At 67.9% G+C, this 26,271-nt stretch carries 27 protein-coding genes; 9 read left to right on the top strand and 18 right to left on the bottom strand.

Features of this window, described 5'->3' with window-relative positions:
* Window position 1: 1 nt before the first annotated feature.
* Window positions 2–361: a DUF488 domain-containing protein gene (locus tag F4554_RS19725; RefSeq protein WP_238341358.1), complete on the bottom strand. Its 360-nt coding sequence runs from the start codon at window positions 359–361 to the stop codon at window positions 2–4.
* Window positions 362–406: 45 nt separating this feature from the next.
* Window positions 407–3,250, bottom strand: a complete 2,844-nt coding sequence (locus F4554_RS19720) for a glycosyl hydrolase (RefSeq protein ID WP_179788937.1) — start codon at window positions 3,248–3,250, stop codon at window positions 407–409.
* A gap of 349 nt (window positions 3,251–3,599) precedes the next feature.
* Between F4554_RS19720 and F4554_RS19715 the strand changes: the two genes are divergently transcribed.
* Entirely contained in the window at window positions 3,600–4,400 is an 801-nt protein-coding gene (locus tag F4554_RS19715; protein ID WP_179788936.1) for a hypothetical protein, read from the top strand.
* A gap of 65 nt (window positions 4,401–4,465) precedes the next feature.
* Here the strand turns inward: F4554_RS19715 and F4554_RS19710 are convergent, their stop codons facing one another.
* Window positions 4,466–6,517 carry an ABC transporter substrate-binding protein gene (locus F4554_RS19710; protein WP_179788935.1) on the bottom strand — a complete coding sequence of 684 codons (2,052 nt, stop codon included), beginning with the start codon at window positions 6,515–6,517 and terminating at the stop codon, window positions 4,466–4,468.
* 120 nt (window positions 6,518–6,637) lie between these two features.
* Here F4554_RS19710 and F4554_RS19705 point away from each other — a divergent pair, with 120 nt between their 5' ends.
* Window positions 6,638–7,036: an ATP-binding cassette domain-containing protein gene (locus F4554_RS19705; RefSeq protein WP_337796113.1), complete on the top strand. Its 399-nt coding sequence runs from the start codon at window positions 6,638–6,640 to the stop codon at window positions 7,034–7,036.
* Here the strand turns inward: F4554_RS19705 and F4554_RS19700 are convergent.
* The gene (locus F4554_RS19700) at window positions 7,027–7,824 is read right to left on the bottom strand and encodes a phytanoyl-CoA dioxygenase family protein (protein ID WP_179788933.1); all 798 of its coding nucleotides are present in this window, start codon (window positions 7,822–7,824) and stop codon (window positions 7,027–7,029) included. The two genes, F4554_RS19705 and F4554_RS19700, sit on opposite strands and share 10 nt — an antisense overlap.
* Window positions 7,825–8,183: 359 nt before the next feature.
* On the opposite strand from F4554_RS19700, the gene F4554_RS19695 reads away from it, so the two are divergent.
* Entirely contained in the window at window positions 8,184–8,705 is a 522-nt protein-coding gene (locus tag F4554_RS19695) for a hypothetical protein (protein WP_179788932.1), read from the top strand.
* A gap of 15 nt (window positions 8,706–8,720) precedes the next feature.
* On the opposite strand, the gene F4554_RS19690 is transcribed toward F4554_RS19695, so the two are convergent.
* The 4 genes from F4554_RS19690 to F4554_RS19675 all read right to left on the bottom strand — a co-directional run bounded on the left by F4554_RS19690 (window position 8,721) and on the right by F4554_RS19675 (window position 11,937).
* Entirely contained in the window at window positions 8,721–9,446 is a 726-nt protein-coding gene (locus tag F4554_RS19690) for a GNAT family N-acetyltransferase (protein WP_179788931.1), read from the bottom strand.
* 120 nt (window positions 9,447–9,566) lie between these two features.
* Window positions 9,567–10,283 (bottom strand): phytanoyl-CoA dioxygenase family protein, encoded by a 717-nt coding sequence (locus tag F4554_RS19685; RefSeq protein WP_179788930.1) that lies wholly within the window; start codon window positions 10,281–10,283, stop codon window positions 9,567–9,569.
* A gap of 167 nt (window positions 10,284–10,450) precedes the next feature.
* Window positions 10,451–11,368 (bottom strand): phosphotransferase family protein, encoded by a 918-nt coding sequence (locus F4554_RS19680; RefSeq protein WP_179788929.1) that lies wholly within the window; start codon window positions 11,366–11,368, stop codon window positions 10,451–10,453.
* Window positions 11,368–11,937: a GNAT family N-acetyltransferase gene (locus F4554_RS19675; protein WP_179788928.1), complete on the bottom strand. Its 570-nt coding sequence runs from the start codon at window positions 11,935–11,937 to the stop codon at window positions 11,368–11,370. The genes F4554_RS19680 and F4554_RS19675 overlap by 1 nt, the downstream gene beginning before the upstream one ends.
* Before the next feature lie 99 nt (window positions 11,938–12,036).
* On the opposite strand from F4554_RS19675, the gene F4554_RS19670 reads away from it, so the two are divergent.
* The gene (locus tag F4554_RS19670; RefSeq protein WP_179788927.1) at window positions 12,037–13,005 is read left to right on the top strand and encodes a nucleotidyltransferase domain-containing protein; all 969 of its coding nucleotides are present in this window, start codon (window positions 12,037–12,039) and stop codon (window positions 13,003–13,005) included.
* A gap of 295 nt (window positions 13,006–13,300) precedes the next feature.
* On the opposite strand, the gene F4554_RS19665 is transcribed toward F4554_RS19670, so the two are convergent.
* Window positions 13,301–13,933 (bottom strand): VOC family protein, encoded by a 633-nt coding sequence (locus F4554_RS19665; RefSeq protein ID WP_179788926.1) that lies wholly within the window; start codon window positions 13,931–13,933, stop codon window positions 13,301–13,303.
* Window positions 13,934–14,354: 421 nt separating this feature from the next.
* On the opposite strand from F4554_RS19665, the gene F4554_RS19660 reads away from it, so the two are divergent.
* Window positions 14,355–15,533 carry an aminoglycoside phosphotransferase/kinase family protein gene (locus F4554_RS19660; protein WP_179788925.1) on the top strand — a complete coding sequence of 393 codons (1,179 nt, stop codon included), beginning with the start codon at window positions 14,355–14,357 and terminating at the stop codon, window positions 15,531–15,533.
* Here F4554_RS19660 and F4554_RS19655 read toward each other — a convergent pair.
* Both F4554_RS19655 and F4554_RS19650 read right to left on the bottom strand, forming a co-directional pair.
* Window positions 15,530–16,324 (bottom strand): class I SAM-dependent methyltransferase, encoded by a 795-nt coding sequence (locus F4554_RS19655; RefSeq protein WP_179788924.1) that lies wholly within the window; start codon window positions 16,322–16,324, stop codon window positions 15,530–15,532. The genes F4554_RS19660 and F4554_RS19655 overlap by 4 nt on opposite strands.
* Before the next feature lie 144 nt (window positions 16,325–16,468).
* Window positions 16,469–17,503, bottom strand: coding sequence for an SDR family oxidoreductase (locus F4554_RS19650; RefSeq protein WP_179788923.1), 1,035 nt, complete (start codon window positions 17,501–17,503; stop codon window positions 16,469–16,471).
* A 192-nt stretch (window positions 17,504–17,695) separates the two neighbouring features.
* Here F4554_RS19650 and F4554_RS19645 point away from each other — a divergent pair, with 192 nt between their 5' ends.
* Window positions 17,696–18,499, top strand: a complete 804-nt coding sequence (locus F4554_RS19645) for an aminoglycoside phosphotransferase family protein (RefSeq protein WP_337796112.1) — start codon at window positions 17,696–17,698, stop codon at window positions 18,497–18,499.
* Window positions 18,500–18,546: 47 nt separating this feature from the next.
* Here F4554_RS19645 and F4554_RS19640 read toward each other — a convergent pair whose 3' ends face one another.
* The 3 genes from F4554_RS19640 to F4554_RS19630 all read right to left on the bottom strand — a co-directional run bounded on the left by F4554_RS19640 (window position 18,547) and on the right by F4554_RS19630 (window position 20,208).
* Complete coding sequence (locus F4554_RS19640; protein WP_179788922.1) at window positions 18,547–18,954, bottom strand: GNAT family N-acetyltransferase; 408 nt, start codon at window positions 18,952–18,954, stop codon at window positions 18,547–18,549.
* A 2-nt stretch (window positions 18,955–18,956) separates the two neighbouring features.
* A complete protein-coding gene (locus F4554_RS19635; RefSeq protein WP_179788921.1) occupies window positions 18,957–19,754 on the bottom strand; it encodes a class I SAM-dependent methyltransferase in 798 nt (265 codons plus the stop codon).
* Between the two features lie 130 nt (window positions 19,755–19,884).
* On the bottom strand, window positions 19,885–20,208 hold the full coding sequence (locus tag F4554_RS19630; protein WP_179788920.1) for a VOC family protein: 324 nt from the start codon (window positions 20,206–20,208) through the stop codon (window positions 19,885–19,887).
* Between F4554_RS19630 and F4554_RS33160 the strand changes: the two genes are divergently transcribed.
* Window positions 20,164–20,520 carry a tautomerase family protein gene (locus tag F4554_RS33160; RefSeq protein WP_202889374.1) on the top strand — a complete coding sequence of 119 codons (357 nt, stop codon included), beginning with the start codon at window positions 20,164–20,166 and terminating at the stop codon, window positions 20,518–20,520. The two genes, F4554_RS19630 and F4554_RS33160, sit on opposite strands and share 45 nt — an antisense overlap.
* 39 nt (window positions 20,521–20,559) lie before the next feature.
* Complete coding sequence (locus F4554_RS19620; protein ID WP_179788919.1) at window positions 20,560–20,943, top strand: nuclear transport factor 2 family protein; 384 nt, start codon at window positions 20,560–20,562, stop codon at window positions 20,941–20,943.
* Between the two features lie 12 nt (window positions 20,944–20,955).
* On the opposite strand, the gene F4554_RS19615 is transcribed toward F4554_RS19620, so the two are convergent.
* Entirely contained in the window at window positions 20,956–21,321 is a 366-nt protein-coding gene (locus F4554_RS19615) for a YybH family protein (protein WP_179788918.1), read from the bottom strand.
* Between the two features lie 140 nt (window positions 21,322–21,461).
* On the opposite strand from F4554_RS19615, the gene F4554_RS19610 reads away from it, so the two are divergent.
* Window positions 21,462–22,502 carry a Gfo/Idh/MocA family protein gene (locus F4554_RS19610; protein WP_179788917.1) on the top strand — a complete coding sequence of 347 codons (1,041 nt, stop codon included), beginning with the start codon at window positions 21,462–21,464 and terminating at the stop codon, window positions 22,500–22,502.
* A 20-nt stretch (window positions 22,503–22,522) separates the two neighbouring features.
* Here F4554_RS19610 and F4554_RS33700 read toward each other — a convergent pair whose 3' ends face one another.
* From F4554_RS33700 to F4554_RS19595, 3 genes are read right to left on the bottom strand one after another with little or no spacing between them, the layout of a single operon-like run.
* The gene (locus tag F4554_RS33700) at window positions 22,523–23,596 is read right to left on the bottom strand and encodes an ATP-binding cassette domain-containing protein (protein ID WP_179788916.1); all 1,074 of its coding nucleotides are present in this window, start codon (window positions 23,594–23,596) and stop codon (window positions 22,523–22,525) included.
* Complete coding sequence (locus F4554_RS19600) at window positions 23,593–25,179, bottom strand: ABC transporter permease subunit (RefSeq protein ID WP_179788915.1); 1,587 nt, start codon at window positions 25,177–25,179, stop codon at window positions 23,593–23,595. The genes F4554_RS33700 and F4554_RS19600 overlap by 4 nt, the downstream gene beginning before the upstream one ends.
* Complete coding sequence (locus F4554_RS19595) at window positions 25,180–26,220, bottom strand: iron ABC transporter substrate-binding protein (protein ID WP_337796111.1); 1,041 nt, start codon at window positions 26,218–26,220, stop codon at window positions 25,180–25,182.
* Window positions 26,221–26,271 lie beyond the last annotated feature (51 nt).

Genomic DNA, 26,271 nt, shown 5'->3' with positions numbered 1-26,271 from the left:
ACTATGTTCCGCGGGTGCCGGCCACCGTCGTCTTCGAGCCGCTGAGGCATTGAGCGAGCACGGCAGCCTGACTGTGCTCGATGTCCTTCGTCGCGGTCAGGAGCGTCACCGGGTTGCGGGCGAGCTTTCGCAGCCGGTCGAGCACGGCGCCACGTTCGGGTTCGGACAGCTCAGCGGTGTAGCGGCGCCTGAACTCCTCGAACTTCTCCGGCTGGTGGCCGTACCACTTGCGTAGCTGCGTATATCCGACCGGTCGACCAGGATGTGTCCCTGTATTCAGGATCGCTGTATTCAGGATCGCCCTGTATTCAGGATCCCTCGTCCAGCCCGAGACGGAAACGGCGTCGGCCGGCGACCGCAACAGTGGTCGCCGGCCGACGCCGACTGCTAGGCCCGGTTGTGGTGCTTACGGGTTGGTGGCCGCGCCCGCGGGCTTGTTCGCGTTCCACCAGTCATCCTGCGAGGCGTTGCCGCCGGCGTAGTGCACCGTCGGCGTGGCCAGCTTCCAGATCCCCCGACCGTAGGTGGCGGCGTACAGGTGGTCGTCGCCCGCCGGACCCGGCTCCAGGTCGTTCACGACGGTGGCCGGCAGGCCGGTTCCGAGCCTTGCCCAGTTGCCGTCCGCGTCGCGGAGGAAGGCCCCGAAGTCCGTGCCGAGGGCGATCCTGCCGTCGCCGACGTACTTCACGGTGTTGGCCGGTACGTCAGGAAGGCTGGCCGAGGCGTCGCTGCCGTTGGACCAGTCGTGCCACGTCACTCCGTCGGTGGACTCGAACAGGTGCCCGACGCCCGCACCCGGCCCCTCGACCCAGTGCCGCGAGAAGCCGTTGAACGCCAGCAGGTAGTGAACCTGCCCGGTGGTGTCGTGGTAGACGTCCGAGCCGGAGATCATCCGGTTCGGCAGCGTACCGACGACCTTGCCGCCCGCGTCGACGACATTGGCGTCACCGGTCGTGGCGACCTTCCAGCCGTGGTTGGCGGAGGTGTCGCCGAGCGCCGCCGCGGTGGCCTTGCCGACGGCGTAGCCACTCTCGAACGCGCCACCGGCGTTGCACGAGCCGCAGAACGGCACGATCGCGTCACCATCGTCGGAGGCGACCGCCGTCGCGGTGCGCGCGGCCGTGCCGGCCGTGTTCGTGCCCAGGTCGACGAGCTCCCTCCAGTCCTTGCCGGAGGCGATGTTGAAGCCCTTGGTGTTCAGCCAGACGTGCTGCCCGCCGGCCAGCCAGTTGTCGATGTTCTTGTGGTCCGCGGCGAACCGCGCGGTGAACCGGGCCGTCGTCTCCGGGGGCGCGATGCTGCGCGTGTGCGCCTTGCTGAGGTCGGTGAACGAGGCCGTCCCGGTCGCCGCGGCACACACGTTGGTCACCCGCATCGCCAGGTCGACGTACTCCTGGACGATCCGGCAGCCGTCGTTCGGGTCGACGAGGACGTCGCCGCCGTCGCCGCCGAAGTTGGAGCCCATCGCCTTCTCGGAGGAGGCACCGGTGAACAGGATCGAGCCACCGTTGTCCTGGAGACCACCGCTGACCACGACGCCGTTGTGGTCGTACGCCCTCGTGCCCATGATGGCGGCCGCCTTGCCGGGGTCGACCTTGCCGATGCCGACGGCGTAGTACTGCAGGAAGTCCGGCGTGCCGCTCTGCGGAGCGCTGAGGCTCTGCCAGTCGGTTGCGTGACCCGAGCTGTCGGCTTTGCCACTGACCGGCCGGGTGTAGAGACCGCCGTCGTTGCCGACGTAGAGCCGGCCGTTCGCGATCGCTACGGCGTGCTGGTCGGAGTGCGTGGTGCTCGGGCAGCCGAGCTGGTCGGCGTTCGGGTCGCTGCCCCAGCAGGAGAAGAAGAAGTTCCAGTACGGGCCGGGGGTGGTCCAGTTCGCTCCGGAGTTCCTGGTCTCGTAGACCTCCTCGAGCCCCGCGAACACGTGGTCGTCGTTCGTCGGGTCGACGGCGAGGAACTGGTTGTACCAGGCCTGGACGCCGGGCTGGTAGCCCGGGTTCACCGCACCGGCGTGCTTGACGGTCGGGTCCAGTGCGGAGCCGGCCTGGGCCAGCTTGTGGGAGTCGGCGATCTTCGACCACGGTCCGGACACCGAGCCGCTGTTCGAGACGTAGATGCCGCCGAGCTCGGAGTAGCTCTTGCCCTGGGTGGCGTGGTCGGGGTTGTGCACGAGCGCGTACAGCTTCTTCTGGCCCCGGGCGAAGGTGGTCCGCCCGATGTCCTTCGGGTTGATCGAGCCGGTCACGTTCGACTTCGCGAACGTCCACGACTGCTTGCCCGCGTCGTAGCGCCCGTCGTACCACCCGTTGTCGGCACCCCCGGCGACCCAGCCCAAGGCGACGACCAGGTGGCCGTCGTTCGCGGGATCGAGGGCGACGTCGGTGACGTAGTTGTCGGTGCTGTGGGTGCCGGTGGGGGTGTCTCCGGGCAGTGCGCTCGGGTTGGGCACGAACACCGGCTGCCAGTTGGCGTTCAGGTCCGTGGTCGAGTGGCGCCACAGCCCGAAGCTGGACGGGGCGTACGCCCAGGTGCCGGCCTTGTTGAACCGGACCTGCTGGATGACGGCGCCGTCGAAGAGGTTCTTACGCGTGCCGGTCTGGCCGGGTGCGGCGTCTCCGTCGGAGAGGTGGGTCCAGACGGGCGTGGTGCTCGCGTGCTTGGCGACCCAGACGCCGTCACCGGTGTAGGTGGTCGCGCCGGTCGACCCGTCGCCGGTGGCGTACCACAGCTCGTCCCGGGACGCGACGTAGGCGAGCGCGCCGCTCGACAGCGCGGGCACTCCGCCGCTGACGTCGGAGATGGGCGTCCACGGGCCGTTCTGGGCGACGTCCTTGCGGTAGACGCCGCCGGTGGCGCCGGCCACGAACAGGTAGTCGCCACCGGCCGCGAGTGCCTGGACCCGGCCGGTCACGAAGCCGCCGCCCGCAGTCGTGTTCGCGTAGTAGTCGCGGTAGCGCTGGTCGTCGGAGTTGTAGGGGACGTCGCTGACCTCGTCCCAGGCGCCACCCGTCGACGTCATGTCGCGGATGTGGTCGACCGCCGCGGTGTAGCCGCCCTGGAGCGCGAAGCCCGGGGCGTTGCGTGCGTCGTTGAACTGGGCGAGGGCGCTGGTGATCTCCTTGGTCTCGCCGCCGGCGCCGTCGGCCTCGTCGACGCCCTGGATCTCGTGTAAGTACTCCTTCGCTACGTGTGGTAGCGCTGTTCGGTGCGTGGTCTCGCCTGTGCCGTGGGGGATGGCGGTCGTGCTCACTGCGACCACCGCTGCTGAGACCGCAGCGATAGCTGCGCAGGTCAGAGCAAGTGGGCGACGAGGCCGACGGAGAGGTACTCCGGACACGTCTGCTCCTCGAGAGCAAGAAGGGTGGGTGCGCTGGGGCTGGCCCCAAATGTTCGTTTAGTTTCTACACGCAACGCGCGCTTCTGTCATGGCGCTCCGGGCCCTTTCCCTCCGGACCGGGGCCCGACGGGTGAGGTGCGTCGTCCGCGGCCGCACCTAGCCTGCGCGTAACGGCCTCTGATCGTGCCGGGGGTGGCGGTGCATCGAGCCGCTTCCCATGTGCCTGGGTGGCCGCCTCGTGTTCGAGTGACTGGGGGACTGGATGAACGACAGCGACTCCGGCCGACGAAGTGGCCTCGAGGACGCGAACGCACAGGACTGGCTTGGCTCGAACCAGGATCCCGACGTCCTGCTGAGCGTCCCCGACCTGGGCGTGGACAAGATCACCCTCACGGTCGAGGATCTCCAGGCGGACGTCGACCTTCACGCGCGGGTCCTGCAGGTCGTCGACCTGCACGTGGGCGCCCACGCGTCGCTGGGAAAGGTCGACCTGGAGATCGACAACGTGCACGCGCAGGCCATGCTCAAGGTCAAGCTGGACAAGGTGGCCGAAGTCGTGGACCGGGTGCTCCGGACGATCGACAACAACCCCGAGATAGTCACCAGCCTGACGGCACCCGTCGGCCGAGGTGTCGAGGAACTCGGTCGCGGCGCGGGCGAGGGCGTGCGCGCTCTGGGCCGAGGCTCCTCCTCAGGGACGGAGGACGCCGCGTCGGGCGAGCCCACGGCGGAGAAGGCCCCATCGGTGGAGACCGACTATGACGTTGACTACGACGAGTCGGACCGCGATGCCGGAGACGTCGACGAGGGGGAGCGACGCACCGAGTCCGACCGCGACGAGTCCGACCGCGACGAGTTCGACCGCGACGAGTCCGACCGCGACGAGTCCGACCGCCACGGCGGAGACGTCGACGAGGGGGAGCGACGTACCGAGCACCGGAGGAGAAGCGCCCACCAGGCAGGGCGGACGGAGCCGGACCGCCGAGGTGAGAAGAAGCGGGACAGGAGGGACCGAGACGAGATCCGCTCCCGAAGGCGGCGCCGCGAGTCCGAGGGCTGTTAGCGTCCACCCACCCGTTCGGGCAGCTCGAACGACCGCGCTTCCCGTGGCACTTGTCTCGATGCGCTTCAGGACGTGACGAAGTACTGCTCCGGTGCGGTCGGGCCGGGGGTGGGGTAGCGCCAGGACGCGATCATCGACTTCGGCACGTTGTGGAAGTTCTTGCGTTTGATGCCGAACGTCCCGATCGGAAGGACCGTGCCCAGCACCCAGAACTCCTCCGCGGCGATCCGCAGAATCTCCATGAACAGCTCGCGTCTGCGGGACTCGTCGACGGTCTCCCCGATCTGGTCGTACAGGCTCATCTGCCGAAGCGCGGCCGCGGGCGGCTTCTCGCCGCTCTTTCCGCGGCTGGTGTACCAGGTCGCCCACAGGAGCGCGAAGTTCGACTCGCTGTTGGCCGGGAAGTACCAACGGGGGTCAACGATCCCGTCCCGCAGACCGCCGTCGCCGGTCCACACGCTGGCGTCGTGTTTGTTGGCCGCCTTGCGCGTGTAGTACAGCGAACGGTCGATCGAGTAGAGGTTCATCTTCACCCCGACGTGTTCCCAGTAGCCGCGCACGAGTTGGAGCGCGTCGATCTGCGTGGGCTCCTCGGTGATCACGTCGACGTTGAACGTCAGCCGCTTGCCGTCCGGGCGCAGCCTGAAGCCTTCGGGGTCGCGGCGGGTGTAGCCGGCGTGGTCCAGGTGCTGCTCGGCCAGCTTGGGGTCGTACGTCGTGTACTGCGTGGCGAGCTGCTCGAGGTAGAACTCCGACTCCTTGCGCGGTGCCGCCTGCCAGGGTTCGCCCTGGCGCTGGTAGACCGCCGCGATGATCTCCTTGCGGTTGATCGCGTGGGACAGGCCGATCCGGAAGTCGCGGTTCAGGAAAACCTCGCGGAGCTTGCGGTCCGGGTGGTTGAGGTTGAACGCGATGACCGTCTTGTTCATCGTCGCGTCGAGCCCTTCGACGAACTCGTACCCGCCGCGGTCCCGGTTGGACGCCAGCACCGGCTTGTTCTTCGGCGTACCCAGGTTCGGGTTGTAGAACGTCGGGCAGAGGAACTCGAACTCCCCGTCCATCGCCCGCAACAGCGCGGCTTCCTGGTCGCTGATCACGTGCCGGACGATGCGGTCGAGGTAGGGAAGCTGACGGCCGTCGGGATCGGTCTTCCAGTAGTACGGGTTGCGTTCGAGGATCATGCGCGTGCCCTGCTGGGTGACGCTGGTGGTGTGCCACGCCGTCAGCAGCGGAACCTGCGGCTGCCAGATGTTGCCGATCCACCCCTGTGACCCGCCCTTCTCGGCGAAGAGCTGGTACCAGTGGTCGGTCTTCTCCTTCTTCAACAGCTCACCGATGTTCTTGTTGTACTTGGGATGGAACTGGCTGAAGTAGTGCCTGGGGCAGATGGTCAGGACGTGCGCACCGTTCGATGCCAACTGCTCGAGGAACAGTCCGTTCGGCTCGGTGAAGACGAAGCGGAACGTGTGCTCGTCGAGCACCTCCAGCCGTGCGGGCTTGTCGGCGGTGACGAAGAACGACGGCGGTGCGGAGAACAGCTCCTTGTTGAGCACCACGTCGTCGTAGGCGAAGGCGATGTCCTCGGTGGTGAAGGGCTTTCCGTCGGACCACTTCATGCCCCGGCGCAGGTGGAAGGTGTATTCCCGGCCCTCGCCGCCGATCTCCCACGAACGAACGACGTTCGGGATCACCTTCTTCCAGTCCGCACTCCACCGGACCAGCCACTCGTAGTAGACCTCCGCGCCGCCGGCCGCGGGAGGACTGTCACCGAACAGGTCCCACTGGCCGCCGTAGGTGCCGATCCGCTCCTGTGGCGAGACCACCAGCGGGTCGGTGGGGAGCCGTTGCTTCAGCGGTGGAAGCTGACCTGCCTTGACGCGTTTGGTCAGCGCCGGTGCTTCCTTCGCGCTCGCGGAAGCGCCCTCCCCGTCAGCGCCGCCGCCACGCTTCGCCTGGGGCTTGGTGGACAGCATGTCGCAGCCGGCCGTGATCGCGGCCGTGACGGCGACACCGCCGGCACGCAGCAGATGTCTTCGTGACGGGTGGCGCAGGATCGAGAAGTCGTGCTCGTGCTGCGGGGTCTGATCGACAGCGTCGTCCGAGCGATCTGCGCGCATGGCAACCGCCTCCCTTTCCAGGGAGGCTATGGCGGTCGGATGGGTCAGTACACGACTTGGTGCGACCAGGTTCGGACGGTGAGTCGCGTTCCGGCGTCGCCGGCAGAGGTGAGCGCCGCCATGGCACAGCGCCTGCCGGGTGGGACCGACACCCGGCTGGGCGCCACCTGGGACGAGGGCACGGACCTGTCGACCGGTCAGTGGCAGAAGCTCGCGCTGGCACGGGCGTTCATGAGAACGAAGCCACTGCTGCTCTTTCTCGACGAGCCGACCGCGAGCCTGGACGCCCAGACCGAACACGACCTGTTCGCTCACTACACCGCCGCGGGACAGGCAAGTACCGCTTGCGGTGCCGTGACCATCCTTGTCTCGCACCGTTTCTCGACCGTTCGTACGGCCGACCTCATCGCCGTGGTCGACCGCGGTCGGCTCACCGAACTCGGCGACCACCAACAGCTCATGGCCCAAGGTGGTGTGTACGCCGAGCTCTACACCCTTCAGGCGCGTTCCTACGCGTAGTTGCTGTCGGGCTCACCGTCCGGGTTCCGGGTGATGAAGTCGGAGAGCATCATCCGTGGTGTGTCGAGGGTGTTCGGCGCGGCGACGTGGAGCATGCGCTGGTTCATCAGCACGACGTCGCCCGGTCGACCACAGAGCTCGACGACCCGAACATGGGTGCCCTCGATGTCGGCTCCCTCATCGAGGTAGCGGCGGAGCTGATCCTCGCCGGTGACCGGTTCGCGCCACAGGTCGGCGAACCAGCTGTGTCGATCGGCAAGTACGGCCTTCATGCTGTTCGTCTTCATGAACCCGCCTGCTTGCAGGCAGAGCTGCCAGGTAAGGCGGTGCGAGCCGGCCATGACGAGGGTGCCACCGCCGCGGGGACGAACCTCGTCCAGGAAGGTGAAGGCGACGACGCCAGGGACGGCTCCGGTGGACCACTGGGTGGAGTCGACGTGCCAGCGCCTCGCCGGGATCGCCCATTGTTGGTCCGGGTCCGGGAAGGTCACGAGTGGGTGGCCCCAGTGGGCGGGCGGAGCCCATGTCGTGCCCAGCAGGTCGGTGATGGGCTCGGACAGGTACGCACTCAGGCCGTCGAAGGCACCTGTGCGCATGAGCGTCTTGAAGCCGGTGCGGCCCTCGATGGGTTCCCAGGTCGCGGGGTCGTCGGACCTGCGCCCGTGCGTGAACGACAGGAAGGCCCACAGTCGATCGCGCATCGCCTGAGCCTCGGCCATCGGCACGGTCCGGGGGAGTGGTAGCAGCCCGTGCAGCTCGAACTGTGCCATCTGCTCGTCGGTCAACATCGCTCACTTCTCCTGGCTGGGGCCGGAGCGGCGACGTGACCCTCGGGAAGACAGCGAGTCACGCCACCAGATCCGGCGTACCTGAATCTGGTTGGTGACTTCGGGTGTCTGCCCGAAGGTGGCACCGACGCTACCTGTCGGAGCTGTGTCCCGCTACCAGATTCTGTGCCGGCTGCCGGTCGGCATCCGATTCCGGACACCGTCGGAGTGCGCTCACGGCGCGGGGTCGCGGCGGTGGGGGCGCAGGGCGAGCGGACGCCAGGCGAGGCACCAGCGCCTGCGGGCACCTCGTTGGAAGGGTCCGACACGGCATGGTGAAGAGTGGGTTGAAAGCTCCTGCCACAGAAAGGAGTACGCCCATGAAGATCAACCGATCTTCGTTCGCCGGGATCCTCGCGTCGGGCGTGGCGGTGGTGGCGCTCACGACCGGTGGCGCCGCGGCGGCCGGCAGCCCGGCCGCGGCGAGTACGGGGACGCAGACGGCTCAGGTCGCGCAGACCTCGCAGTCGCTGCAGGTCGGGGCGCCGGACGACATGCACGGCATGCACGGCATGCACGGCATGTTCGAGCGGGTGCTGCATGGTGAGTTCGTGATGGCGAAGCCAGGTGGCGGCCACCAGACGTTGCTGGTCCAGCGAGGTGCGGTGCAGAGTGTCGGCTCCACCGAGATCACGTTGCGCAGCAGCGATGGCTTCCGGGGCGCCTACACCGTCGGTGCGGACGCAATGGTCGTCGCCGGACGGAACGGCATCGCGTCGATCAAGGATGGTGACCAGGTGGTCGTGGTCGCGACGGGAAGCACTCAGAACGCGACCGCGGTGCACGTGTTCGACCTCTCGCTCATGAAGTCTCATCACGGCAAGCAGCAGATGCCTCGCTGACGCGAGCATGCCAGCTCAGCGAGGGCGAAACGCGAAGAGGTGGTAGAGCCGCTGCAATTTGAAGCCCACAGACTCGGCGGTGCGGTACGACCCAATGTTGTCGTCGTTGCAGTGCCAGCCGACCTCGGTCAGCCCCTGGTCGAATGCGAGCGTGACAGCCGCTCCGGCGACCTGGGAGGCAAGTCCGCGGCGGCGGTGTTCGGGCGTGGTGTGGATGCCGATCTCGGCGCGGTTGGCGACGATGCAGTCGGCCAGGCTCCAGCCGGCGACGGCATCGCCGTGCAGTGCCGCCGCGCCGAAGCCATGGGAGAGAAACCCGTCTTTGCTGCCCCAGTTGCCTTCCATCCAGCGCCGCAGATGGCCGGGCACGTTCTGCTGCCGAAGGAACGCCGCGTCGATCGGCACGATTCGGTACCCGGGAGGCGGGTTCGGCCGGGGCATCGGCTGCTCGGTGCCGAACAGGTAGTGCCGCCGCAGTACTGCGACGTGGGTGAGTTCCGGCGCGAGCATCTGCGCGGCCTGCGTCCAGCCGTCGTCGTGGGCGCAGGACAGCACAAGATCCTCATCGCGTCCGGGCAGGAAGGTAGCTGCGAGGTGTTCGCGCAAGCCCGCGACGACACGGCTGTTCGTGGGGTCGCCACCGACGAAGTTTCCTTCCGGGCTGTGTACGAAGACCGCACTCGGGCGTACGGCGTCATCGGCGAACACCTGGCCGGGCATCGCACCGGCGAGGACCGCCACCAGGCTGAGCTGGTGATCAAGCCCGGCGAGCAGCGGACCGACTGCGGCGTACGCATGCTGGGGGAGCCTTGTGAGCAACCGTCCTCCACGTAGTCGGAAACTCCTGGGTAGCGGCCGATGTCAGGTCTGCGGAGCCTTCTCGTTCGCCACGATGTGCACGAGCATCATGCGCGGGGTGTCGAGGACATTCGGTGCAGGGGCGTGAAGGGAGCGGGAGTTCATCAGGATCACGTCGCCCGGTTCGCCGGTCAGCTCCGCCACGTGCAGCGGCACCCCGTCGACGACCGCGCCGTCGTGAAGGTACCGCCGACGTCGATCGCCGGAAGCGTTCTGTGTCCAGAGGTCGCGGAGCCACACGTCGCGGGACGCCAGTCGAGCCTTGAGTTCCGAGGACCGCAGGCGGGCGTCAGGGCCGGCCGCGGCGACGGTTCGCCGTACAAGCTGGTGTGACCCGGCTACAACGACGGTTCCGCCTCCACCGGGTGCCGTAGGCGCCAGGAAGGTGAAGATCGTCACCGCCTGCAGGTCGTCGGCGCTGCCAAGGCCGTCGGTGTGCCAGCTCATGTACGGCACGTCCCATGAGGTGTCCGGCAGCGGGAACGTCACCAGGGGGCGCCCCCAGTTCCTCGGCCGGCGCCAGTTGTCCGGGCCGAGCAGCTCGTCCAGTGCGGTGCACACGGCGTCCGAACCCATGGAGTCGAACACCCCGGCTCGGCTGAGAGCCTGGAAGTACCACGCCTTCTCGACCGTCCAGGTCCCCGGATCGTCACGGCTGATTTCGTACTTGTCGGCGAGGAAGTCCCACACCTGCTCGCGCATCGCCGTGACCTCGGGCAACGGGATCACCTTACGAAGACGGACGATGCCGAGTCGATCGAACTGCTGACGCTGGGCGTGTGAGAGCACAGCTCCTCCTTCGCCTCGCCAAGGAGTGATGCCAGGCGGCCGACGAATAGACCGTAACGAGGTGTGAGATCGGTGTCACCCAGATTTCCGCGTGAAGATCATCCGAGCCGTGCGAGTGCGGCACGGATGACGGTTTCGACCTGGCCGGCCATGGCTCGGTGATCTGCTGGTGCCGACCGCGGCATCTGCTCAGAAGCGAAGGGCAACCAGCTCGACTCGAAGGCCAGCAGGCCGCGAAGGTCGGCGCGGGGGTCCACGCGTACGCCCGCCTCTTTCTCGTACCAGTGCAGGAAATCCTCTGCCGCTTCAGCGCTCAGCAACGCGGCCAGCCCGAGCCGGCACAGCCCGGCGTCTGTCTCGCGCCGGCCGCTGCCCGCGAACGTCCAGTCCACCACGCCCGACAGTGCGCGGTCCCGCCACAGCATGTTCAGCGGCTGGAAGTCACCGTGCACGAGGACCTGCGGGTGAGCCGATTCGGGAGCGGTGGCGACGGCCTCGTTCACGGCGCTCGCCAACCCGGGATCGCGCGTCCACCCACGAATGGTGCGCTCGTCGAATCCGTGCGGATCCGTCGCCGCGAGGCCGGCGGCCGGGACGCGGTGAACACGGCTCAGGACGGTCGCCGTCTGGCGTACGCCATCGACGATGTCCGTCGGGCTGCGCGCCGGGTGACCGGGCAGAGCCGTCATCAGCAGCGCCGGCACGCCCGTCTGCCTGCCCGAACTGTCAGCCGCCAGAAGCCGCGGGACCGGGAGGTCATGGTCCGCAAGCGCCCGGAGGGCGGCTGCCTCGCGGTCGACCAGTCCCGGCCCCCACTCCTGCCACTGGTCGCCTGCCCATCGACGCAGTACGACGTCGAGTTCGCGGCCACCGGCAACCACGGTCAGCCGGTCCATGGTGGCCGTCAACCCGCCGTGCAGCCTCGAAACCCGCACGACTCGGGCATCCGCACCCACAGCAGTCTCGACCCACCTGAGGGTCTGCTCCGGCGGCTGGGTGTACTCGCGGTTGCCCATCAGGACGACTGGACGGTGCCGAGGGAGTGAGCCGCGGCGTACTCCTCGATCGTGATGCCCATCAGCACGACGTCGTGGTAATCCCCGGCGAAGTACTGCGACCTTCGGCGTCGGCCCTCCTCGACGAAGCCGAGCTTCTCGTGCAGCTTCAGGGAGGCCGTGTTGTAGGCGTAGATCTCGACGTCGCACTTCTGGAACCGTCGTTCGCCGAACATGTACCGCAGCAGCAGAACGATCGCCTCGTCGGCGTACCCGCGCCGCTGGAAGTCGGTGCCGATCGCGATGCCGTAGGAGAAGACCCCGGAGTTCTTGTCGATCCCGTTGGTACCGAACCAGCCGACAAGCCGTCCCTCGGCAAGGGACTCGATGCCGGCACCGAAGCTGTCGTCGTCAGGCGTACCGTCGCCGGACTCGACATACCGCCGGTAGCCGGCCTTCGAACGCGGTGGATGCAGCCGGTCGTTGTTGCGCATGAACGTGCTGTCCTGGTCGAACTCCATCAACAGCAGGGACTCCTCGGGCTCGACGCCTCGCACCCGCACCCGTTCGCCCACCCAGATCGAGTCCATTCGCCGGACCGTAGCAGGGGTTCGGGTGCCGAGGCGACCGGAATTCGGGGGAGCGAACGTCGGGTACGGACCTGCGGCATCTGGCCTACGCTGCGACGGATGAACGAAGCGACGGCGACGGCGACGGATCCGCGGCTGCGGCAGTGGCGGGAACGGCTGGCTGCACGGTCGGAGGAGGCTCTCGACGCTCTCAGTGCCGTTCCAGGAGTGGTCGGGCTGGTGCTCGGCGGTAGCTTCGGCCGGGGTCAGCACTGGCCGCTCAGCGACCTGGACGTGATCGTCCTGAGCGCCGGGCGACCGGTGGCAGAGGTGTCCGCCGACGTCGACCGGTGTGCGTACGAGCTGAGTGCGATGTGGGGCACGGGCGGTGTGTACACGGCGGTGGACGCCGGCCGGCTCACGTTCGACGAGAGCGAGGTGCGCTCTCCTGTCGACGTCCTCGCGCGGATGAGTGACAACCGCTGGTTGCACGGCCTGGACAAGATCTACGGTGGCCAGGCTCGCCGCGACGATCGTGGAGTCGCGGCCACGTTGCTGGACCTGTCGGCACGGTGGCGTTTCGACCAGGCCCTCGTCGGTCGGCGGATCGAGGCGTGGCTTGCCATCGCGCGCCAACAACTCGCGGATGCCGATCGCCTGACCGTCACCGACCACGTCGGCGCCTGGATCGCGATCCGCCGCGCCGCGACCGCGCTGGCCGAGGTCGCCACCGAACGCTGGGGTGAGCGGGCGGGCTCCTTCGGCAGGTACTGGACACATTTCGAGGCCCGTGCCGACCGGCACGGTGGCGGTGCGTTCGCCGATCAGCTTCTCACCGCGGCGTACGCGAAACCGCATGTGGCTGTTGATGTTCCGGAGTGGCTCGCCGAGCGGATCGCACTGTCGTACCAGGCGCGCTTGCTCATCGGTGAGGTTGTCACGACGGAGCAGAACGCGCGTGACAACCTGCTCGCATATCCGGGCATGTACCGCGCGCGATTCCCGACAGCTGCGTACGCCTGGATGGCGCCACTTCCCGAGGCTGACCCGTGTGCCGCGATCCGTGCCGTACGATCCATGATCGGCTAGGACGCTTGTCGTGACCCTACTTTCGCGCCCATACGGGGCACCCTCGCTTCGTGAGCGTGACCGGAGCGGTTACCCGGTTTTCGACACCCCAAGGCAGCTGGTGATGGCGGGCGTAAGTCGCTACGGCGGCACGGTCGGGAAGCACCATGAAGGGGCCGTCCCCAGCGCTCGACCTCCACCGCTGCGGAGCCGAAGACGGAGGCGACGAATCGACATGGCGCTGCGGCTGGGTAGCGTCTATCTCCGCTGACGACAGAACGGCCGCGCAGGCGTCCGACACGGCGCGGATCGCGGGTCACCCCAGGCAGACCTCGTTGCCTTCGGGGTCGGAGAGGATCCACGGGTGGTCTGGGTCTGCCCGGCGGCCGCCGGCGGCGAGGACGGCAGCGATCCGGGCTTCGGCTTGTTCGGGAGGCACCGCGATGTCGACGTGGATGCGGTTGCGCTGCCGTCGCGGGGCTTCCATCTGCTGGAACCAGAACGAGGGTCCGCGGCCTCTGGAATCCACGACGTCCTCGTCGGTGTCACGGCGGAACTCATAGCCGAGCGCCTCCCGCCAGAAGGGCATCACGTCGGGAATCGAGGACGCGTCGACCGAAACCTGGATGTGCTGCGTACGCGTCGGGTCGGCAGGAATACCCAACGCCCGCGCGGCGACGGAGATCTGCCGGGCCAGTTCGGCATCCCGCACGCTGTGGCCGCAGAAGAAGAGCCCGGCGGTGATCGTGGTCAAACGTACGGTCACGCCGTCAGGGCGGAGGTCGACGTCGGGCTGATGCTCATTGTCGACGGCCGGCAGGTCGGCGATCGCCTGGATCAGCCGGGCACTGGTCGCGAAGGAGTCCGTACGGAAGAACGCCTGGGCGCCATCCATCAGAAGCCGCCAGTCGTCGACGCCCTCGGACGCCTTGAACTCCTCCGGGGACATCCACCCGGGTTCTTTCCATGGTTCGCTCGCTGCAGAAGAACCGGCCATGTCGTTCCTCCCAGATAAGGTGCACCGATGCTGCCACAGCAACGGTCACGACGGTAGGTACGCCACGTCCGGGGGATTTCGATCACCTGATCGACCCCGGTGACGACGCGTCCGCTCGGGTCCTTGAACTCGGACAGCCGAACCTGGCTTTTCCAGTGGACCGACACCAGGCAGCCATTCGTGTGGACAAGGACCGGCGCTGGTAGGTGTTGACGTCGGGGGACCGACATGGTTGCATACCCGCAACGTGTCAAGGGGACGCGTCGAGACTCGCCGGAAGGCTGGAAGCCACCCCTGTGATCTTGGATCAGTGTGGGTAATTCACTGCCGCTCTGAGCCACCCGTGCGAGTCCGGGTACGAGAGCGAGTAGCTGTGAGATACCTGCCGGACAATCCCAATCTTGACTTCCTCCGCCAGGAAGCAAAGGACGTCCTCGGCGCACTTCGTGAAGCTGATCCGAAGGCCGTACTGTCCGATGCGCAGCGTGCGGTTGCTGATCAGTACGGCTTTCGAACCTGGCCGGAGCTCAAGGCCGAGGTCGAACGCCGCCGTTCCACGCCGCCGACCGCGGAACCTGCGCTTGCTCGCGATCTTGCCGCGGCGTTCGATCTGGGTACTGTCAAAGCGCCATTGACGCCGATTTCCTACACGTTCATGGGGCGGCGTTGGCGGCTGGAGACAGACCGTGGCGCGTGGCTGGTGGGTCCTGTCTTCGAGTGGATGGGAAACGACCAGGTCGCTCGCGCCACCGAGTTGCAAGAACGAGCACGGGCCGCCGGTGTGCTCGCGCCCAAACCTGTCCACGCCGTGGATGGCGCGTTCGTCAAGCGCGTACACGGGAAGAACTGGCGGGTTGATGAGTGGATGGAGTTCGGTCCCGAAGTGCTGCAGCCGGTTCGGTCGTCGATCGCGAGGCACGTCGGCCGGGTCCTCGCGACAGTGCACGAGGTGGCGATGCCCAGTGAGTACGTAGTGAAGCCGTTCGCACCCGGGCACCTCACGTACCGCCACAACGAGGCGGAGTGGGATCAGCTCATCGCAGGCACGTCGGCGGCGGGCAAGCCGTGGACTGACGACCTGGTTCGCCTTCGGGAGGGCACGCTCCGTGTGCTTGAGGCTGTGCCGTTCCGGCAGGCTGCAGAGCCCATGGTGGTCAGCATTGCCGACCTCAGCATCGGCACGGTGCGGACAGCTCCACACGACGAACTCGTCCTGGTCCACTGGGACTTCGCGGGCCCACACTGTCCCGAGTGGGAGCTCGCCTACGTCCTCACACATTGGGCGATCCACGGCCCCGCCAACCCGGGGGCGGCGCGCGCCGTCATTGCCGGTTACCGCGAACGGGCGGGGACCGCACCGTCGCTCGACCCCTCGTCGTTCTGGCTCACGATCACGGCACACCTCAACTGGACCTACAACCAGTTCTGTTCGGCGCGAGACGCCATCGGGGACGACCAGCGATCCTACGCCGAGGGTGAGCTGCGGCACCTGATCTCAGATCCGTTCACAGTAACGAAGATCGAGCGGCTACTCGAGGACCTGCAGATCTAGCCTGGCTTGGTGAACGTGACGGCGTAGCCGGTGAGCTTGCCGAGCATGCGGTAGATGTGCCAGAGGCAGTCGCCGAGCATGATGTCGTAGTTGGCCTGCCCGAACTGTTCGATGTAGCGGTCGGGTTGTCGCAGCAGCCGGGCGGCGTAGAGCAGGCGTCGACCCGCGGTTTCGTCCTGTTCCTGGGAGCGTTCGCCCCACTCGCTGCCGTAGTCGACCTGCTGGTCGATGGTGAGCCCGCCGCGGCGGAGCGCGTGATCGACATCGGCTGGGCGCAGTGGGCTTGGCGCCAGTGGCTCCCACAGCTGGCTGATCTCTGCGTCGGTGATCCGGGAGTCATTGAGAACCAGGTACACCAGCCCTCGCCCACCGGGGCGGAGGACTCGGCTGAATTCCGACATGGCGACGGGCAGGTCGGTGTACATCAGGGACTCGCGGCAGAAGATCAGGTCGACCTGGCCGTCGCCGAGCGGGATCGATTCCGCTGTTGCGTCGGCGAAACGCACGGCTCCCGTTCCCAGTGATTCGGCCTCCTTGCTCGCATCGGCAGTGCGGTAGAAGGGGTCGATGCCGAGGACGGTGAACCCGAAGCGTCGGGCGAGCTCGACCGCTTGGCGTCCCCGACCGCAGCCGACGTCGACGACGGTGGAGCCAGCGGGCAGGCCCATCGCCGAGACGAGATCGAACAGTGAGTCAGGGCCGCGCGGGTCCAGTGTCAGGTCCAGTGCCGCGTGGAACGGCTCCTCGATCGAGTCGAAGCGCCCATGAGTTGCCACCACGTCGTCTGTCATCGTGACCTCCCGGCCGGGTGCGGTCCGACGGTACTGTGCACCCACGGCTCATGCCAGTGGATAAGCGCGTGCGGGTCTGCGTTGTCAAGGGGCGGTGGACGCGTCTGACCGAGCTGGCAAAGTCGGCCGCCAGTTGCGTCTGGTTCAGCTGCCGCGATAGTCCGCACGCTGTGGTGTGGTTGTCGTCAGGTAGTTCCAGTTGTAAATTCCGTGGCCCGGAGTGGTTCCGTTCACGTCCGTGAATCCGTACTCGCCGGCGAGCTGTGCGGTCTTGACCGACTTCCCGTTCCAGCGATCCGCCTCGCGCTCCGTTGCCAGCGCAACAACGGCCCGACCTGTGTAACGCGGTGTTTCCGACGCGAGCCACTCCGCCGGGTGCTCGTCCTGGTGGTTCCAGTACCAGTCCTGCCAGTTGTCCTCTGTAACGCCGTGACCCTCGAGCATCGCCTCCGAGCGCAGCCATCCGGGAGACAACGCCACGCCAACGATCCCGTGTGGTCCGAGCTCCGTGGCGTACGACACGGCAAGCCGCATCGCGGACTTCTTCGGCAGGTCGTAGAAGAGATGGTCGTGGTAGTTCTCTGGTTCTCCGTCCGTCATCTCGACGATGAGGCCGGAGCCCTGCCTCACCATGACAGGCGCCGCGAACCAGCTTGTGATGATGTGGGTGTCGACGGCGTTGTGGAGCACCTGGATGCCGGTGGAGAGGTCCTGCTCCCAGAAGGGCGTACTGAACGAGCCCAGGAACGGATCGCCACCCCAGATGTCGTTGACCAGGATGTCGAGGCGTCCGGACTCTGCCTTGATCTGCTCGAAGAGGGAGCCGACCGCGTCGACGTCCGAATGGTCCACGCGGACCGGCACTCCGTGGCCACCTGCCGCAGTAACCAACTCCGCGGTTTCCTCGATCGTCTCCGGCCGGTTGTACTCGGAACGATGCCGGCCACTCGTACGCCCGGTGCAGTACACGGTGGCACCGGCTGCACCAAGCTCGATGGCGATGCCCCGGCCCGCCCCGCGGCTTGCACCGGTCACAAGTGCTACCCGTTCCTGCAGTGGCTTGTGCATGGCGCCAAACGTAGGCGAAGCCAGACGCGGACGTCGAGGACGAAGCGGGTAGCTAGCTACGCCGGAACGGCGTCGGCGACGACGCCTTGGGTCGCACTCCGCGCCGCTCACCTGTGCGGCCGGAAGCGGACAGAGCGGGCGCTGAGGCAGCCATCAGGCAGGCCTGGTTCGGTAGAAGGTCGTGGATGAGTGACGTGCAGGACATCGGCCCGGTGCCGACCCGGTTTCCCGCGGATGTCGGGCTGGTGCGTCGACTGGTTGCCACGCAGTTCCCGCACTGGGCCGGGCCTTCCGATCCGGCCAGTGGCGAACGAGGGCTGGGACAACCGGACCTTTCGTCTCGGCGACGAGATGTTGGTGCGGCTGCCGAGCGCGGCGCCGTATGCGTTGGCCGTGGACAAGGAGCAACGATGGCTGCCGATCCTTGCCCCACAGCTGCCGCTGTCCATCCCCGTCCCCTTGGCACAGGGTTCGCCCGGCGAGGGATATCCCCATGAGTGGTCGGTGTACGGGTGGCTGCGCGGTGAGCCTGCGAGTCCTGCAAACATCGCCAGCCTCACAGACTTCGCAACCGACCTCGCCGCTTTTCTGGTAGCTCTGCAGGGCGTTGATCCCACCGACGCTCCTCCTCCCGGGCAACACAACTGGTTCCGGGGCGGACCGTTGGCAGCGTACGACAAGGTGACGAGGAGCTCGCTGGCCACACTGCAAGGTCGCGTTGACACTGAACTCGCGCTCCAGATCTGGCGGTCTGCGCTGCGGGCGCCTTGGGACGAACGAGTCGTGTGGTTTCACGGCGATGTCGCCCACGGAAACCTCCTCGTGCAGGACGGTGCCCTCGCTGCCGTCATCGACTTCGGAACGTGCGGTGTCGGTGACCCGGCGTGCGACATGGCTGTTGCCTGGACGATGTTTTCCGGAGAGAGCCGGAGCGCGTTTCGCGACACGCTGTCAGTGAATTCGGCGACCTGGGCACGTGGGCGCGGCTGGGCACTGTGGAAAGCCCTCGCCGGTTGTGCCGGGGCCGTACGAGATGGCGAGCCGGAGCCCGCTGACGCCCTCCGTACGCTCGACCAGATCTTCACCGAGTACCAGCAGTCGAGCTGAACGGTGCGCAGAAGGCCTCTCACCCGAAGTCGATGGGTCATCGATCGTCAGCCATTCACTCGGCCAACGTTGATTGCACCAGCCGGGACGGGCTCGAACCCGCAGCGGCGGTAGAACGAGGCCATGAGGGTCTCGTCGCTGTCGACGTGGAGCCACTCGCCGTGCCCCCGGCAGTCGGCGATCGCTTCCTGGACAAGTCGGACGCCGATGCCCTGGTGCTGCCAGTCGGGGTGGACGGTGGTGTCGAGGAGGAAGAAGTGGGCGCCCCCGTCCCAGGCCACATTGACAAAACCGACCAGTTGGCTGCGGATCCGTGCGGTGACCCAGGTGAAGCTGCGAGCTAGTACCCGGCCGAAATCGCACTTGCGTGCACCCCACGCGACCTCGAACAGGCCCTGTAGTTCGGCTTCCTCCAGCCGAGCGCGGTGCTCGTACTCAACCGACACGTCGCCCATCGTCAGTTCGCCATCCCTGGATCAACCGTCGTCGGGGTCTTCTCGTGCCCCGCGCAGCGTGGCTTCTGCCAGACGGACACGCTGGAGTAGCTGTCGCCGGTGAACTCGGCTCGATCCCAGCTGGCGTAGCGGGCCATCAGCTCGAGTCCTGCCATCTTGGCCATGACGTCCATCTCGGACGGCCAGACGTAGCGGTGGTGACTCGTGCTGGTGCTGACCACGAGACCGTTCTTGAGGTTGTAGTGGTGACAGGAAAGCCGTTGGGAAACGAGGTCGTAGCTGTCGAAGATGAGCAAGGTGTCCGTGGCTGTGGCGGGCACCACCGACTGGCCCGGCGGCAGCTGACGCAGCTGTGGAACCCATGCCTGGATGACGAAGTAGCCACCTGGCCGCAGATGCCGGGCAGCGTTCCGGAAGCAGGCGATCTGCTCGTCCTGGTGCAGCAGGCAGGTGATTGCGTTGGCGATGAGGAAGACGAGCTGGTAGTCGCGACCGGGTGCGTCGGCCGTGGCCATGCTTCCCACGGTCACCGGCAGCTCGACGGCAGGCATCGCGGCATGAAGCACGTCGACCATCGCCGGCGACACATCGATACCGGCAACCGAGACCCCTCGGCGCGCAAGGGGTACCCCGATCCGCCCGGTACCGATAGCGAACTCCAGGGCTGCGCCGTCCCCCGCCAGCTGAGCGAGGAAGTCGATCATAGGAGTCGTGGACGCCGTCTCCACAGCGTCGTCCGGGCTCCAGCCGGCAGCGATCTGGTCCCATGTCTCACGCTGCTCGGCGCTCGAGTCCTTCATCGTCGCCGGTTCTCACGAGAGATCGCCATGGTGCGCGATTCTCCCAACGGAGCCTCGGATGAGCCAGCAGGTTTCTGGGCTGAGCCATGGGAAGCCTCCGGACGCCTGGCGCGCCCCGTATCGGACCCGATCAGTCGCCGATGACGCAGAAGAGGTTGCCCTCGGGGTCCGCGAGTACGACGAAGTCGGCATGCTCGGGATAGACCCAGTCGGGTTTCGTCGCGCCCAGCGCCAGCAGGCGGTCGACCTCCGCCTGCTGCTGACCCGGTTCCGCCCACAGGTCGAGGTGGGTGCGGTCCGTCTCGTCCAGGTGCAGTCGTACGCCCTTGCCGGAGGGGTCGACGAGGAAGTCCGGGTTTTCCGGCTTGGGCTTGTACCCAAGCGCCTGCGACCAGAACCCCGAGGCCCGGTGGCGGTCGGACACATTCAGAACGATCGCTCCAATGTTCACCATCGCCACATCGTCCCGCACGCCACCGACATCCGGGATTCAGCCGAGGCCGCACCGGCGGTGTCACACCAGGCCTTCCTCATACGTCCACACGGAGGACGTACAGAGAAGGGCAGGACGATGCCGATCATCCGAGTAGAGATGTTCGCCGGCCGATCGCGCGAACAGAAGGCCGCTCTCGCCAAGCGCATGACCGAGGCGTTTCTCGACACCTGTGGACGCCCGGGCCAGGGGCCTGACGGGGTATGGGTCCTGATCGAGGAGATGCCGCCGGAGAACTGGGCCGTCGGTGGCGAACTTGGAGGCAGCCAGTGAGGATGGCCGGTGTCCCCAAGACGGATCGGGAGGTCTGTCATGCATCCGTTCGGTATGGCCATGCAGGCACACGACGTCGGGAGTGCAGTGGCCCTGCTCGCCGAGGACGTCGAGTTCCGCAGTCCCGTCGTCTTCGCGCCGTACCGCGGCCGGGACGCTGTCGCACCTCTCCTGTACGCCGTGGCCGAGGTTCTGCGGGACTTCCGCTACACGCGGGAGATCGGCGCGGGCTCACGAGACATCGCCCTCGTCTTCCGGGCACGTGCGGGTGACCGGGAGCTCGAAGGCTGCGACTTCCTGCACATCGACGAGTCCGGGGCGATCGACGAGCTGGTCGTCATGATCCGGCCGATGTCCGGCGTCCACGCGCTGGCCGAACAGATGAGAGCGCTGCTCGAACGCCAGGACCTCGGCTCGCAGTGAGGACGTCGATCGCTAACCAGCCTTCGCGTTCCAGATGTCCCGGTGCAGCCGCCACTGACCCTTGGTGCGCTTCCACACGACGACGTACTTCACCACTGCCGTGCCGCCGCCGAGGGTCAGTGTGGCCTCGCCGACCTCGGAGCCGGTGCGGCTGGACTGTTCGTAGTCGAGCGTCCGGAGCCGAACGTCCGTGAGCCCCAGCTGCTGTACCACCGCCGTCCACATCTGCTTGATCGCGCCCCGGCCCCTGACCACCGGCCCGTCCGGCGGGAGCACGATCGCGTCGGAGGTGTAGAGCGACGCGAGCAGGTCCATGTCCCCGTCGCAGACGGCCTGCTCGAACTGTCGATTGACCGCGCTGATCTCCTGAAGGCTCATCGGCCACCTCTCGGGTGCGGTACGGGCCCAACACTCTCGGCTGTCTGGAGTATGCGAAACGCGATCGGCCACGTCGAGGGATCTTTGCCGCACTGCTGACGTCCCGCACTGCTGGCGTCCCACGCTGCTAACGTCCGGGCATGGCTGATTCGCCGATCAGGGTTGGTTTCGTCGGTGCCGGTGCCAACACCCGCCTCCGTCACATTCCGAACTTCCAGGCCCTGCCGGGAGTCGAACTGGTCGCGGTGGCGAACCGAACGCGCGAGTCCGGCGCTCGGATCGCCGACGAGTACGGCCTACAGCGGGTGGAGGACGACTGGCATCGGGTCGTCGAGGCGCCCGACGTCGATGCCGTCTGTGTCGGCACCTGGCCCAACCTGCACCGCGACGTTACGGTGGCGGCGCTCCGGGCAGGCAAGCACGTCCTGTGCGAGGCGCGGATGGCCAGGAACGCCGACGAGGGTCGCGAGATGCTGGCCGCCTCACGCGAGGCGCCGCACCTCGTCGCCCAGCTGGTGCCGTCGCCGTTCACCCTGGAGTTCGACTCCACGCTGGCGTCGATGGTCGGCTGCGGGCAGCTCGGCGACGTCCTGGCCGTCGAGGTCCACGTGGGCCAGTCCTTCGTCGACAGGAACGCACCCCTGCACTGGCGGCAGGACGCAGGCATCAGCGGCAACAACATTCTGAGCATGGGCATCTGGTACGAGGCGATGATGCGGTGGCTCGGCACTGCGAAGCGCGTGACGGCGATGACGACGACAGCCGTTCCGCTGCGCAGGGACGACCACGGGAACCGGCACGAGGTCAGGGTGCCCGACCATGTGGACATCCTCGCGACGCTGGGCGGTGGCGGCGTCGCTCACCTGCGGTTCAGCAGCGTCACCGGACTCGCCCCACAGACGGAGCTGTGGATCTTCGGCTCCGAAGGCACCGTGCGTTTCGAGCCGGACTCCGGACGGCTGACCGCCGGACGGCGAGGCGACGACGAGCTGAGCGAGGTCGCAATACCGGCCGAACGACGCACCGGATGGCGGGTGGAGGAGGAGTTCATCGGCGCGATCCGGGGACGCGAGGAGGTCACGCGTACGACCTTCGAGGACGGTGTCCGCTACATGGAGTTCACCGACGCGGTCAGCCGAAGTGCCGCGACGGGACGGACCGTCGACGTCGCCGAGCTCTGACAGTCGCGAGCCGGACGCACCTACGGGGAGATCATCGAGGATGGCGCTGCGTCGAGGGCGACGACGTGCGGCGCACCGACGACCCGCACCGAGACCCGCGACCCGACCGGCGGCGCCTCGTCACCCAGGACGCGAGCGCTGACCGCGACGGAGTCCCCGCGAGGGTCGTCGAGGCGGAGCTCGACGAGGGCGTCGTGGCCGTAGAACACCGTACGCGTCACCTCGACGACGTGTGGAGAGGTGCCGGGATCGCCGAGGCGTAGCTGCTCCGGCCGGACGAGCACCTCGCAGGGACCCGAGCCCGACGCGTCAGGTACCGGCAGTTCGCCGAGGGCACACGTGACGACTCCGCTGTGGAGTTGGCCGGGCAGGAAGCAGGCTTCGCCGAGCGACACCGCCGAACGGCGGTCGGACGGCGCTCGATAGACGTCGACGGGCGCACCGACCTGCGTCAGCCGGCCTTCGTGCATGATCGCCACCTGGTCGGCGAACGACAGTGCCTCGGCCCGGTCGTGGGTCACGAGCACGACGGTGGCCCGCTCGTGCGCGAGGGCGGCGGCGACAGCCTCGCGGGTCGCCACCCGGAGTTCGGGGTCGAGGGCCGAGAACGGCTCGTCCAGCAGCACGATCCGCGGCCGGCGCGCGAGGGCCCGAGCCAGTGCGACGCGCTGCTGCTGGCCGCCGGAGAGCTGGTCGGGCCGGCGGTGCGCGAGGTCGCCGGACAGGCCGACGAGCTGGAGCAGCTCATCGACCCGGGCCCTGGCGCGGCGTTCCCGGCGCGGCAGCCCGTAGGAGATGTTGGCGGCGACGTCGAGGTGCGGGAAGAGGTTGCCCTCCTGCGCGACGTAGCCGAAGCCGCGCTTCTCCGGCGCCACCCACACCCCGGGACCGGCGACGACGTCGTCCCCGACCCGAACCTCGCCGCTGTCGGGGCGCATGAAGCCGGCGACGACGCGCAGCAGCGTCGTCTTGCCGCAGCCGGACGGGCCGAGCACGGCCGTCGTACTGCCGGCTCGAACCTCGAGGTCGATGCCGTGGAGTACGGGCGTGCCGGAGTGCGACGCGGTGATTCCCGAGAGCTGGAGCGTCCTCACGTGCGGGATTCCTCGTTCCTACCGTGGAGCAGCAAGTAGGTCAGCGGTGCCGAGAGTACGACGAGCGCCGCGGCGTACGGCGCGGCGGCGGCGTAGTCGAGCGAGGCGCTCGCGTGCCAGAACGCCGTCGCGAGGGTGTGGGTGCCGGTGGGGGCGAGCAGGAGCGTTGCCGTCAGCTCGGTGGTGACGGCGATGAAGACGAGCGCGAACCCCGCCATCGTGCCGCGCAGCATGAGCGGCAACTGCACGCGCAGGAACGCGCGGACGGGGCTGTCGCCGAGCGTGCGGGCGGCGTCGGCGAGCTCGGGTGGCACCGCCGCGATGGCGGCGCGCGTGGCGACCATGGCGCGCGGGAGGAAGAGGATGGCGTACGCGACCACGAGGACCGTGGTGGTCTGGTACAGCGGGCGTACGAAACCGATCGTCAGCGTGATGAGCGCGAGCGCCACGACGACGCCCGGCAGCGACGCCGCGACGTAGGTGACGCGCTCGACAGCCACCGCGAACCACGACCGGCTCCGCGCGATGAGCCACGCGGCCGGGACCGTCGCCACGGTCGTGACGGCCGCGGCGACGAGGCCGAGGCTCAGGGTCGACCACAACGTCGGGCCGAGGTTGGCCGGCTCGGTCGCCTGGTCGGCCCGGGAGAGCCACTTGCCGAGGCTCCAGGCCGGAACTCCCAGGGCGAGTGCGGTGAGGACGATCAGCCCGAGGAGAGCGAACGGCGTGGCGCGGCCTAGCCGTCCCAGCGTCGCCCGCCGGACCGTCCCCGATCCGACGCGCGCGTGCCGCACCCGGCCACGGGCGAGCAACTCCAGCGTGAGGACCGTACCCGCGATGCCCATGAGGACGACGGCGAGGACGCTGCCCGAGCGGCTGTCGAAGGCCACCTCGAACTGGTCGAGGATCGCCGTGGTGAACGTCGGGAACCGGAGCATCTCCAGGGCGCCGTACTCGGCGAGCAGGTGCAGCGCCACGAGTAGCACGCCGCCGAGCAGGGCCGGGCGGACCTGCGCGAGCCCGACGCGGGCGAAGGTGCGCCACGGTCCGTGCCCGAGGGCCCGCGCGGCGTCCTCGAGGCCCTGGTCGAGGGTGCGCAGGAGCGCCGCGACCGGCAGGAACACGAACGGGAAGTACGACAGGGAGGTCACGATGACCGCCCCGGCGAGGCCCTCGAACCCTGGTACGAGCGCGGACCAGGCGAAGCTGTTGACGAAGGAGGGTACGGCGAGCGGCGCCACGAGCGCGATGCGCCAGAAGCCGGTGCCCGGCAGCGACGTGCGCTCGACCAGCCACGCCGCGCCGACGCCGAGCACGGTCGCGATGACGCAGGTCAGCACGAGCAACGACACGGTGTTGACGAGGAGTTCGCCGATCCTGGGGCGCCAGATGAGCGCGAACGCCTCGCCTGCCCCGGACTCGAACGCCTTGAGTACGACGACGACGAGGGGCAGCGCGCACACGAGCGCGACGGCGAGCGCGGCCGCTCGTAGCGGCAGGGAGTCCCCGGCGGCCCGACGTCTGGGCCGGCCCGGAGGCGGGCCGGCCGCGGTCGGCGCCGTACGCGTCTGCGTGGTCGTCACCTAGAGGATCCCGGCCTTCGTCATGAGGTCGATGACCTTGGGCCCGTTGAGCTTGAACGGGTCGACCTTCGGGGCCTGGAGCGAGTCGAGCGGCGGGAGCTTCGGGTCTGACGGGGCGCCCTTGCCGACGGCGTACTCCTTGGAGTCGGTCGTGCCGAGCGCCTTCTGGCCCTCCTTGCTGGTGATGAACCTGAGGAACTTCTGCGCGTCGGCCGCGTGCTTGCTGCTCTTGAGGACGGCGCCACCGGAGAGGCTGACGAACGCACCCGGGTCCTCGTGCTTGAAGTAGTGCAGCTTGGTGTTGCCGCTGCTCTCCTTGTCGAGGGCCTGGTCGCGGTACCAGTAGTAGTGGTAGATGACGCCCATCGCGGACTGGCCGGCGTTGACGGCCTTCATCGTCGCGATGTTGTTCTGGTAGATCTTCGCGCCCGACTTCAGGCCGGCGAGCCACGCGGAGGTCTTCGCCTCACCCTCGGTGGCGAGCATGGCGGAGATGATCGCCTGGAAGTCGGCGCCGCCCGCGGCCGCACCCCACTTGCCTGCGTACTCCGGCTTGGCGAGGTCCATCAGGGACTTCGGCAGCTGCGCCTGCGAGATCTTGCTCGGGTTGTAGACGAGGACGGTCGAGCGGGCCGCGATGCCGACCCAGTTCTTCGACGACGGGTGGTACCGGTCGCCGACCTGGGCAAGGGTGGCGGCGTCGACGGGCGCGAGCAGGCCGGCGTTCTGGACCGTCGTCATGGCGGGGGAGTTCTCGGTGAGGAAGACGTCGGCCGGCGAGCCGGCACCCTCCTGGACGATCTGCGCGCCCATCGAGGAGTCGTCGCCGTAGCGGATCTGGACCTGGATCCCGGTCTTGTCCTGGAACTCGCGTCCCCACTCCTCGGTGAGGTTCTCGTGCTGGGCGCTGTAGATCGTCAACTTCGACTTGTCGAGATCCCCGGTGGCCTCGAGGCTCCTGCTGCATGCCGACAGGCCGAGGGTGGTCGCGGCCACCACGGCGGCGGCGACGGCGAGGATCATGGTGCGGCGGCGCGTCACGAGGAAACTCCTGGTGGCTCGAACGTTGGGCGGCGCGGCCCGGGCGAACAA

The organism is Actinopolymorpha rutila, assembly GCF_013407855.1.
GTDB lineage: Bacteria > Actinomycetota > Actinomycetes > Propionibacteriales > Actinopolymorphaceae > Actinopolymorpha > Actinopolymorpha rutila.
The sequence above is the reverse complement of the archived record's forward strand: the minus strand, read 5'-3'. Positions and strand labels throughout refer to the sequence as shown.

Bases quoted from the DNA above. Each gene is read 5' to 3' on its own strand.
- F4554_RS19715 (WP_179788936.1), top strand. From the start codon at position 3,600: ATGAACGACAGCGACTCCGGCCGACGAAGTGGCCTCGAGGACGCGAAC.
- F4554_RS19710 (WP_179788935.1), bottom strand. From the start codon at position 6,517: ATGCGCGCAGATCGCTCGGACGACGCTGTCGATCAGACCCCGCAGCAC.
- F4554_RS19705 (WP_337796113.1), top strand. From the start codon at position 6,638: ATGGCACAGCGCCTGCCGGGTGGGACCGACACCCGGCTGGGCGCCACC.
- F4554_RS19700 (WP_179788933.1), bottom strand. From the start codon at position 7,824: ATGTTGACCGACGAGCAGATGGCACAGTTCGAGCTGCACGGGCTGCTA.
- F4554_RS19695 (WP_179788932.1), top strand. From the start codon at position 8,184: ATGAAGATCAACCGATCTTCGTTCGCCGGGATCCTCGCGTCGGGCGTG.
- F4554_RS19680 (WP_179788929.1), bottom strand. From the start codon at position 11,368: ATGGGCAACCGCGAGTACACCCAGCCGCCGGAGCAGACCCTCAGGTGG.
- F4554_RS19675 (WP_179788928.1), bottom strand. From the start codon at position 11,937: ATGGACTCGATCTGGGTGGGCGAACGGGTGCGGGTGCGAGGCGTCGAG.
- F4554_RS19670 (WP_179788927.1), top strand. From the start codon at position 12,037: ATGAACGAAGCGACGGCGACGGCGACGGATCCGCGGCTGCGGCAGTGG.
- F4554_RS19665 (WP_179788926.1), bottom strand. From the start codon at position 13,933: ATGTCCCCGGAGGAGTTCAAGGCGTCCGAGGGCGTCGACGACTGGCGG.
- F4554_RS19655 (WP_179788924.1), bottom strand. From the start codon at position 16,324: ATGACAGACGACGTGGTGGCAACTCATGGGCGCTTCGACTCGATCGAG.
- F4554_RS19640 (WP_179788922.1), bottom strand. From the start codon at position 18,954: ATGGGCGACGTGTCGGTTGAGTACGAGCACCGCGCTCGGCTGGAGGAA.
- F4554_RS19635 (WP_179788921.1), bottom strand. From the start codon at position 19,754: ATGAAGGACTCGAGCGCCGAGCAGCGTGAGACATGGGACCAGATCGCT.
- F4554_RS19630 (WP_179788920.1), bottom strand. From the start codon at position 20,208: ATGGTGAACATTGGAGCGATCGTTCTGAATGTGTCCGACCGCCACCGG.
- F4554_RS19620 (WP_179788919.1), top strand. From the start codon at position 20,560: ATGCATCCGTTCGGTATGGCCATGCAGGCACACGACGTCGGGAGTGCA.
- F4554_RS19615 (WP_179788918.1), bottom strand. From the start codon at position 21,321: ATGAGCCTTCAGGAGATCAGCGCGGTCAATCGACAGTTCGAGCAGGCC.
- F4554_RS19610 (WP_179788917.1), top strand. From the start codon at position 21,462: ATGGCTGATTCGCCGATCAGGGTTGGTTTCGTCGGTGCCGGTGCCAAC.